Origin of the sequence: Frankia sp. AiPa1 (assembly GCF_023243075.1) — a bacterium.
Classification (GTDB): Bacteria; Actinomycetota; Actinomycetes; order Frankiales; family Frankiaceae; genus Frankia.
On record NZ_JALKFZ020000008.1, the window covers coordinates 1 to 1,567 of the forward strand.

The 1,567-nt window shown below is 70.5% G+C and carries 1 protein-coding gene; it reads right to left on the reverse strand.

Going from position 1 to position 1,567, the window contains the following annotated elements; translation table 11 throughout:
- Window positions 1-31: 31 nt before the first annotated feature.
- On the reverse strand, window positions 32-1,444 hold the full coding sequence (tnpC, locus tag MXD95_RS04000; RefSeq protein ID WP_250639156.1) for an IS66 family transposase: 1,413 nt from the start codon (window positions 1,442-1,444) through the stop codon (window positions 32-34).
- Window positions 1,445-1,567: the final 123 nt, after the last annotated feature.

The following is a 1,567-nucleotide window of genomic DNA, read 5'->3' on the forward strand; positions in this document are numbered from 1 at the left end:
GTAACTGGTCAGGTGCCGGCTTGATCTTTGGTTAGCTGGTTGCGGGCATCCAGGGGCGGCCCTCGGCGAGTTGGACGAGGGCGGGGAACTGGCCGATGCCGTGTTTGGTGGTGGTGGACAGGTAGCTTCGGATCGCGCAGAACTGGCGGGCGCCGGTGAGGCTGCGTAGGCAGCCGGATACTTTCTGCCGCAGTTTGATCATGCGGATGTCGCGTTCGCAGCCGTTGTTGTCCGCGGGGACCCGCGGGTCACGGGTGAACCGCAGGTAGTCGGTTTCGCGGTCGATGAGGCGGCAGGCAAGGGCGTGGCGGGCGGCCATGAGTTTCGTGCCGCGCGGGGAGGTCTGGCTGATCCCGATGTGGGCGGCGTGGCGCAGCAGCCGGGTGTGGGTCGTGAGGTCAGTCGCCTCGACCGCGGTGCCGGTGGTGGTGGCGTCGACGGTGAGTCGGTGCAGGGTGACGAGGGCGTCGGCGGCCTGGGTGGCCCAGCACCAGGTGTCGGCCGGGGCGGCGTCGCTGACGGCCTGCAGCTCACGCAGTACGTGGGCGACACACAGCTGGTGGGTGGCGGACGTGTAGGTGTCATACGGCGCCCAGGCGTCGTGGACCACGACCCCCTCGAAGCCGGTCAGCACCCCGAGGGCGTCGATCCCGGCGGTCCCACGCTTTGGATGGCAGTCGAGGAGGGTGTACTTCCCGGTGCGGGCGCAGTGCACCCAGTGCAGCCTGCCGGCGACCCGTAGCCCGGTCTCGTCCGCGCCGACCACGGCGGCGCCGGCGATCAGGTCACGGACCGCGGTCAGGAAACCGGCCAGATCAGTGGCGGCGCGGGCGGCCATCGCCGCGACCGTGCCCGCGGACAGGGGGATCCCGACCAGCTCGGCGAGCGCGGTCGCGGTCCGGTCCTTCGACAGGAACTGGCCGCAGTACAGGTAGACCGCCGCCGCGGTCACCCGCGGCCCGTACTGCACCGGGGCGTCCACCCCGACCGGTGGGGTCGCCTTCGTGCGTCTCCCGCAGCCGCATTCCCGCTCCAGGAGCTGATGCTCGGTCACCCGCGGGCGCAGGTCGGGCAGGTCGAACACCTGCCGGCGTTCGGTGCGGGTCACCGGCCGGTCGGCCAGCGACGTCCCGCACCCCGAGCACGGCCCCGGCTCGTGCGCGACACGCTCGTCAGGATCGTCGACCATCCGCAGCGTCGATCCGGGATGGCCGTCCTGCCCGCCAGGGCGCCGGCCGGTCTTCGTCCGCAGCGACTTCGGGGCCGGTTTGGCCAACCCGTCGGAACTTGGTGGCTTCGAGGAGGTCCGCGACGTCTTGCCGATCTGGGCTTCCAGCTCCGCGATGCGTTCCAGCGCCCGCGCGAGATCCGCCCGCAGGCTCACCACCAGCGCCGCGAGCTCGTCATACGACGGCACCAGCGGCACGGGCGGATCATCGGACACACCCGGACCCTACGACCCGATCAACCACATCACGCCAACGCTCCGGGACAGCCTGGCCATCACAACGTCCCAACCAGCCGGGAAACGAAAAACAAACGATCTACGAGACCTGACCAGTTACCC